This is a genomic window from Polaromonas sp. P3_C2 (assembly GCF_056402675.1).
Genome location: NZ_JBFUGX010000154.1, coordinates 1 through 7,663, shown reverse-complemented (window position 1 = coordinate 7,663; position 7,663 = coordinate 1). Strand labels below are relative to the sequence as shown.

Annotated in this window: 7 protein-coding genes; all 7 read left to right on the top strand. The window is 61.1% G+C overall.

All coding sequences use genetic code 11. The features are described 5' to 3' along the window. Positions 1–128: 128 nt before the first annotated feature. The 7 genes from AC1DWI_RS08740 (at position 129) to garL (ending at position 7,556) form a co-directional block, all read left to right on the top strand. The gene (locus AC1DWI_RS08740; protein ID WP_477724685.1) at positions 129–1,025 is read left to right on the top strand and encodes an SMP-30/gluconolactonase/LRE family protein; all 897 of its coding nucleotides are present in this window, start codon (positions 129–131) and stop codon (positions 1,023–1,025) included. 46 nt (positions 1,026–1,071) lie between these two features. Beyond that, on the top strand, positions 1,072–2,043 hold the full coding sequence (locus AC1DWI_RS08735) for a TRAP transporter substrate-binding protein (protein ID WP_477724684.1): 972 nt from the start codon (positions 1,072–1,074) through the stop codon (positions 2,041–2,043). Between the two features lie 144 nt (positions 2,044–2,187). Further along, a complete protein-coding gene (locus tag AC1DWI_RS08730; RefSeq protein WP_477671058.1) occupies positions 2,188–2,676 on the top strand; it encodes a TRAP transporter small permease in 489 nt (162 codons plus the stop codon). A 9-nt stretch (positions 2,677–2,685) separates the two neighbouring features. Then, positions 2,686–3,984 carry a TRAP transporter large permease gene (locus AC1DWI_RS08725; RefSeq protein ID WP_477671057.1) on the top strand — a complete coding sequence of 433 codons (1,299 nt, stop codon included), beginning with the start codon at positions 2,686–2,688 and terminating at the stop codon, positions 3,982–3,984. Between the two features lie 28 nt (positions 3,985–4,012). Continuing rightward, positions 4,013–5,104 (top strand): lactonase family protein, encoded by a 1,092-nt coding sequence (locus AC1DWI_RS08720; protein ID WP_477724683.1) that lies wholly within the window; start codon positions 4,013–4,015, stop codon positions 5,102–5,104. After that, positions 5,104–6,690, top strand: coding sequence for a galactarate dehydratase (gene garD / locus AC1DWI_RS08715; RefSeq protein WP_477671055.1), 1,587 nt, complete (start codon positions 5,104–5,106; stop codon positions 6,688–6,690). Before AC1DWI_RS08720 ends, garD begins: the two co-directional genes overlap by 1 nt. An 83-nt stretch (positions 6,691–6,773) precedes the next feature. Beyond that, positions 6,774–7,556 carry a 2-dehydro-3-deoxyglucarate aldolase gene (gene garL, locus AC1DWI_RS08710; protein ID WP_477671054.1) on the top strand — a complete coding sequence of 261 codons (783 nt, stop codon included), beginning with the start codon at positions 6,774–6,776 and terminating at the stop codon, positions 7,554–7,556. Positions 7,557–7,663 lie beyond the last annotated feature (107 nt).

Below are 7,663 nucleotides of genomic sequence, written 5' to 3'. Positions count from 1 at the left end.
CGGACATCTTTCGCGAGGCCGTCTACGCCCGAACCCCCGCGCCTGACCTGAAAGACCCGGTCGCCCAGTACCAGGGCGGCGGCTTCGTAGTAGCCGGTCCTTTCGGCGACTGAGTGGTCAGGATAAACATGAGCGAGTCTCACGTCGAGCTGGTTCTGGATGCGCGCCATGGCACAGGGGAAAGCCCTGTCTGGCAGGCCGCCGAACAAGCGCTCTATTGGGTTGATATTCCGGCGCGCAGGCTGTGCCGCTGGAGCGTGGCCGAAGGCGTGCTCACCGAATGGGCCGCTCCCGAAATGCTGGCCTGCGTTGCGTCGATAGGCGGCACGCAGGACTGGGTCGCAGGCACTGAAAGCGGCGTGTTCCGCCTGAGTCCACGGGCGGATGGCCAGCTTGGGTTCAAGCAGCTTGCCGCCGTTACGCATGCCACGCCCGGCATGCGCTTTAACGATGGCCGCTGCGACCGTCAGGGGCGCTTTCTTGCCGGTACCATGTTGATGAATATGGCTGCCGGCGCACGTGTGGGTTGTATTTATAGCTACAAAAAAGATAGCGAACTAAAAAAACTCCTGGACGGTTTCATCACGCCGAACGGTATGGCCTTCAGCCCCGACGGCCGCACGATGTACCTGTCGGACTCGCATCCGTCGGTACAGGTCATCTGGGCCTTTGACTACGACACCGAGACCGGCACGCCATACAACCGGCGCGTCTTTGTCGACATGAACCCGCTACCCGGCCGCCCTGATGGCGCGGCAGTCGACGCCGACGGCTGCTACTGGATCTGCGGCAACGACGCCGGCCTGATTCATCGCTTCACGCCCGCCGGCAAGCTGGACCGTTCGCTGGCCGTGCCGGTCAAAAAACCTGCCATGTGCGCCTTTGGCGGCGCCGGGCTCGACACCCTGTTCGTGACGTCGATACGCCCCGAAGGCATCGACTTATCTGACCAGCCGCTGGCCGGCGGTGTGTTCGCGCTGCGCCCCGGCGTGCGCGGGCTGCCTGAGCCCGCGTGTCTGTATTAAAAGTTCCTGCTACCTGTTTTCCACCACCAACCCTAGAGGATGAGACATGAAGATTAAAAAAACACTGTTTGCAGTTKCCGCTGCACTGGCGCTGATGCCGCTGGCAAGCTTCGCCACCGAGTTCCGTTCGTCGGACATCCACCCCGACGGTTATCCCACCGTCGAGGCTGTCAAGTTCATGGGTGAGCGCCTGAAGGTGTTGACCAACGGCAAGCACACCATCAAGGTGTTCAACAACAGCGCTTTGGGCAACGAGAAGGACACGATCGAGCAGACCAAGATCGGCGCGCTGGCCATGACCCGCGTGAACATTGCGCCGATGAACAACATTTGCGCTGAGACGCAAGTGCCGACCATGCCTTTCCTGTTCCGCTCCACGGAACACATGCGCCATGTGCTGGACGGCGCGATCGGTGAAGAGATCCTCGCCTCCTGCGCACCACAGGGCTTTATCGGCCTGGCGTACTACGACAGCGGCGCTCGCTCGCTCTATACCGCCAAAAAACCAGTCCGCACCTTGGCCGATGCCAAGGGCATGAAGATCCGCGTCCAGCAATCCGACCTGTGGGTTGCACTGCTGGAAGCCATGGGTGCCAATGCCACCCCCATGCCTTACGGCGAGGTCTACACCGCACTGAAGACCGGCCTGGTTGACGGCGCTGAAAACAATTACCCTTCGTATGAGAGCTCGCGTCACTTTGAAGTGGCCAAGTACTACTCGATCACAGAGCACTCGCTGGCCCCTGAAATGCTGCTGTTCTCCAAGCGGACCTGGGACACCCTGAGTGCGGATGACCAGAAGGCGATTCGCCAGGCGGCCAAAGAGTCGGTTCCTTACATGCGCAAACTGTGGGACGAGCGTGAAGCCAAATCCAAGGCCATCGCCAAAGCCGGTGGCGCCGAGTTCATTGAGGTCGACAAGGCTTCATTCCAGAACGCGATGAAACCTGTCTATGACAAATTTATTGTGGATGCAAAGCTGAAGGCGCTGGTCAAGCGTATCCAGGACACCAAGTAAGCAAGGTATGACCCCTCTCGTCATCGGCGATTGATCGCCGGTGACAGGAGATGTCAGCGAGCAAAAATATAACAGGCCGCCGGAAAGACCGGCGCCAACAGTTTCTTTTCTACCAACGCCGGTCCAACAGATCCGGATCAATTTATGTACACAACAATTTGTCGCAAGCTCGCCCGGGCCTGCATGTGGCTGGGTATCTTCGGGCTGGTAGCGGTGATTTGCGCCGTCAGCTGGCAAGTGTTCGGCCGCTACGTGCTGAACAACACGCCGACATGGGCCGAAAGCCTGGCGCTTCTGCTGGTTGTATACGTGACCATGCTGGGTGTTGCCGTCGGCGTCCGCGATGCAGGCCACATCGGCCTCGAGTCCATGCTGGTGCTGGCGCCCGACTGGCTGCGGCTGAAGATGGAGTACCTGATTCACGCGCTGGTCCTGCTCTTCGGCGCTGCCATGGCATGGAACTGCGGTTATCTCGCAATATCCGTGTGGGGCTACCGCCTGCCCACCCTCTGGATTTCCGAGGGCTGGAAGTATGTGCCTGCCACTGTGGCCGGCGTTCTTATCGTGATGTTCTCGATCGAACACATCATTGCCCTGGCCAAAGGCCGCGAAGTTGAACCAGCCTGGGGCTAAGCATCCATCATGACAATTCCATTACTTATTCTCTGCCTTTCGTTCACACTGTTTCTGCTGCTTGGCGTTCCCGTTGCCTTTTCGATTGGCCTCTCGGCCCTGGCCACGCTGGCGTATGAGGGCCTGCCCCTGGCCGTCGGTTTCCAGCAGATGACGTCAGGCATGGGCATCTTCTCTTTCCTTGCGATTCCATTTTTCATCTTTGCCGGCGAGCTGATGCTCTACGGCGGTGTGGCGGACCGTATCGTCAATCTCGCGCGCGGCCTGGTGGGCCATGTGCGCGGCGGCCTGGGCATGTCCAATGTGGTGGCCTGCACCTTGTTCGGCGGTGTGTCCGGTTCGCCTGTGGCTGACGTTTCGGCCATGGGTGCCGTGATGATCCCGATGATGAAAAAAGAGGGTTACCATGCCGACTATGCGGTCAACGTGACGACGCACGCCGCACTGGTGGGCGCACTGATGCCGACCAGCCACAACCTGATCATTTATTCGCTGGCTGCCGGTGGCAAGGTGTCGATCGCAGCGCTGATTCTTGCTGCGCTGGTGCCTGCCGCGATCCTGACCATCTGCAACCTGGCGGCCGCTTACCTGGTGGCCGTGAAGCGTGGTTACCCCGCAGGCACCTTTCCCGGCTGGTCCATCGTCGCGCGTTCACTCGCGGCTGCCTTGCCGGGCCTGATGATCGTGGTCATCATCCTGGGCGGCATTTTGTCGGGTGTGTTCACGGCGACAGAGTCTGCGGCCGTTGCCGTGTTGTATGCGTTGGCGCTGACGATCTTTGTTTACCGCTCCATCAAATGGGAGCACTTCATCAAGGCGGCCTCCAAGGCGGTCAAGACCACCGGCGTCATCTTGCTGCTGATCGGCATCTCCAGCACCTTCGGTTACCTCATCAGCCTCTATGGCGTGGCGGAGTTGACAGGCCAGATGCTATCGCAAATCACCACCACACCGTGGGTGATCTTCCTGCTGATCAACATCATCCTGTTTGTGTTGGGCACCTTCCTGGACATGGCCGCGACCATCCTGCTGTGCACGCCCATCTTCCTGCCGATTGCCCAGCACTACGGCATGAGCTCGGTGCAGTTCGGCATCGTGTTGCTGATCAACTGCGCATTGGGATTGAACACGCCGCCCGTGGGAACGACCCAGTTCGTGGGGTGTGCCATTGGCGGAGTGTCCGTGGGCACCGTGATGCGGACCATCTGGCCTTTCTATGGCGCGCTGATTTTCGCGCTCGCACTGGTCACGTTTGTGCCGGCTTTCTCCATGTGGTTGCCCAGCCTCTACATGACGGTCGGCAAGTAAAAAGTTCAACAACACAACGGAGACATCCATGACAACAGGAACCACCATTCGCCAGGTCCTGATCCCCGCCGTTTTTGCCGGGACCATGGCTGCCGCTGGCGCCAGCAGCGCAGCCACCTGGGTGTATGTCAGCAACGCCGACAGCCAGGAGATCTCGGTGTTTCAGCTGGATCGCGCCGCAAGTGCCCTCAAGCCGGTGGCGAGGGTTCCTGTGGGCGGAACCGCCATGCCCATGGTGGTCAGCAAGGACAAAAAAATCCTGTACGTGGCCCTGCGCTCGCAGCCGTTTCGCGTTGTCACCTTTGCCATCGACGGCGCCAACGGCGGGCTGAAGAAACTCGGCGAGGCCTCATTGGCCGACAGCATGGCCAACATTGACCTGGACGCCTCTGGCCGCTGGCTCTTTGCCGCCTCCTATGGCGGCAACAAGATCAYGGTGAACAGCGTGGGTGCCGACGGCCTTGTCGGGCCCGTCCAGCAGATCGTTCCGACTTCGCCCAACGCCCACGCCATTCACCAGGACCCTGCGGGCCGTTATGTATTTGCCACCAGCCTGGGCGGCGACAACCTGTCGAGCTGGCGCTTCGACCCCAAGACCGGCCAGCTGAGCGCCAACGATCCGGCGCTGGTGAATGTGTCGCCGGCCAAAACCGGCCCGCGGCACTTCCTGTGGAACAAGGCCCAGACGCATGTCTACCTGCTTAACGAACTGGACGGCGGTGTGGATGTGTTTGCATACGACGCTGGCAAGGGCGCCATGCGCCATCTGCAGCGAAGCACTGTCATGCCGGCTGGTTTTACGGGCAAGCCATGGGCGGCAGACCTCCAGCTGTCCGCCGACGGACGGTATCTGTATGGATCGGAGCGTACTTCCAGCACGTTGACCACATTCAAAATAGACCCTGCCACCGGCCTGCTGCAAACAGCCGGCACAACGCCCACTGAGAAAACGCCCCGCGGCTTTGCGGTGGACTCGAGCGGCAAGTTCCTTATCTCTACCGGCCAGGACTCCCATGCCGTGTCGCTGCATCCGATCGATGCGGCCACGGGTGTGCCTGCCGCCGGGGTGAGCCAGCCCGCGGGCAAGAACCCGAACTGGGTGGAAATCGTCGACTTCTGATGGAACGCACCAACGTCAACCCTCTTTTTATCCGCATGCACGGTGCGGACAACGTCGCCATTGTTGCCAACGATGGTGGCCTGCCAGCGGGCGCAGTGTTTGCCGATGGGTTGACGCTGATCGAGCGGGTTCCGCAGGGCCACAAGGTGGCGCTGGTCGACTTGCCCAAGGGCGCGGCGGTGCTGCGTTACAACGTGCCCATCGGTTACGCATTGAAAGATATTCCCGCCGGCAGCTGGGTGCATGAACGCCTGCTGGAGATGCCCGACGCGCGCACGCTGGACGCGCTTCCCATCGCCACCGTGCGGCCGGCCCCTCAGCCCGCGCTGGAGGGTTACACCTTTGAGGGCTACCGCAACCCGGACGGATCGGTCGGCAGCCGCAACATCCTGGCCATCACCACCACCGTGCAGTGCGTGGCCGGCGTGGTGGACTTCGCCGTCAAGCGCATCAAGGCAGAGTTGTTGCCCCGCTTTCCCCATGTCGATGATGTGGTGGGGCTGGAGCACACCTACGGCTGCGGCGTGGCCATCGATGCGCCGGACGCCATCATCCCGATCCGCACGCTGCGCAACATCAGCCTGAACCCCAACTTCGGCGGTGAAGTCATGGTGGTCAGCCTGGGCTGCGAGAAGCTGCAGCCTGAACGTTTGCTGCCGCCGGGCACCATCCAGATCGTCGATGAACGCAACGTGGCCGATGTGGGCACGAATGCGGAAGCCGCGCTGGATGTGGTGTGCCTGCAGTCCGAGAACCATGTCGGCTTCATGTCCATGATTGATTCGGTCATGGACATGGCACTGCAACATCTCGAACGCCTGAATGCGCGACGCCGCGAAACGGTGCCCGCCAGCGAGCTGGTGGTGGGCGTGCAATGCGGTGGCAGCGATGCGTTCTCTGGTGTCACGGCCAACCCTGCGGTGGGCTTTGCCACCGATCTGCTGGTGCGTGCCGGCGCCACGGTGATGTTTTCCGAGACCACTGAAGTGCGCGACGGTATTGACCAGCTGACATCGAGGGCCAGCAGCCCTGAAGTGGCCGCCGCGATGATCCGCGAGATGGCCTGGTATGACGCGTACCTGAAAAAAGGGCAGGTTGACCGCAGCGCCAACACCACGCCGGGCAACAAAAAAGGCGGCCTTTCCAACATTGTGGAAAAGGCCATGGGCTCCATCGTCAAGTCAGGCTCCGCGCCCATCAGCGGTGTACTGGCACCCGGCGAGAAGGTGAAACAAAAAGGCCTGATCTACGCCGCCACGCCCGCCAGCGACTTCATCTGCGGCACGCTGCAGCTGGCCGCGGGCATCAACATCCATGTGTTTACCACCGGCCGCGGCACGCCCTACGGCCTGGCGGAAGTGCCGGTCATCAAGGTGGCCACGCGAAGCGACCTCGCCCGGCGCTGGCACGACCTGATGGACATCAATGCCGGGCGTATTGCCGACGGCGATGCCACCATTGAAGACGTCGGCTGGGAGCTGTTCCAGTTCATGCTGGACGTTGCCAGCGGCCGAAAGAAAACCTGGGCCGAACACTGGAAGCTGCACAACGCGCTGGTGTTGTTCAACCCGGCGCCCATTACCTGATGGACTGATGCATTGACGTATAGATTCAAAGATTCACTGCCTACCTGATCAACAGAGATCATCGATAAAAAGAGAGTTAACTCATGACACAAGCAACCCCTTATCAAAGTTTTCCCAACAGCTTCAAGCGCGACCTGCTGGCCGGCAAAAAACTGATCGGCTGCTGGTCCTCGCTGTCCAACGCCATCACCACCGAGGTGCTGGGCGTGGCCGGTTTCGACTGGATCCTGCTTGACGGTGAACATTCGCCCAACGACATGGCCACCTACATCCCGCAACTGATGGCGCTGAAAGACAGCCGCAGCGCACCGGTGGTGCGCCCGACCTCAAACAACTCGGTAGAGCTCAAGCGCCTGCTCGATGCCGGCTTCTACAACTTCCTGATCCCCTTTGTCGAAACCGCCGAGCAGGCCACCAGCGCCGTCGCCGCCACCCGTTACCCGCCGCAAGGCATTCGCGGCGTGTCGGTGTCCCAGCGCAGCAACAAGTACGGCACGGTGCCGGACTACCTCAAGTCCATCAACGACCACATCTGCGTGATGGTGCAGATCGAAAGCATCGCCGGCACGGCGGCAGCGAACGAGATTGCCGCCATCGACGGTGTCGACTGCATGTTTGTCGGCCCGTCCGACCTGGCCGCCGGCCTGGGCCACCTCGGTAATGCCGGGCACCCGGAGGTGCAGGCCGCCATGGTGAAAATTTTTGCCGCCGCCAAGGCGCACGGCAAACCGGTCGGCATCCTGGCGCCGGTGGAGGCCGACGCGCGCCGCTACATGGAGATGGGCGCGACTTTTGTCGGCGTCGGCAGCGACCTCGGCGTTTTCCGTGGCGCCACACAGGCCCTGCGCGACAAATACCTCGCCTGATTTTTCTGTCATCCCGGACCTGGTCCGGGATGCGCCTTGTGGACCGCGCGTCCRGGGCCATTGCTATTTTTTACAAACAAGGAGCATTTTTATGAGCAAGCTTGGAT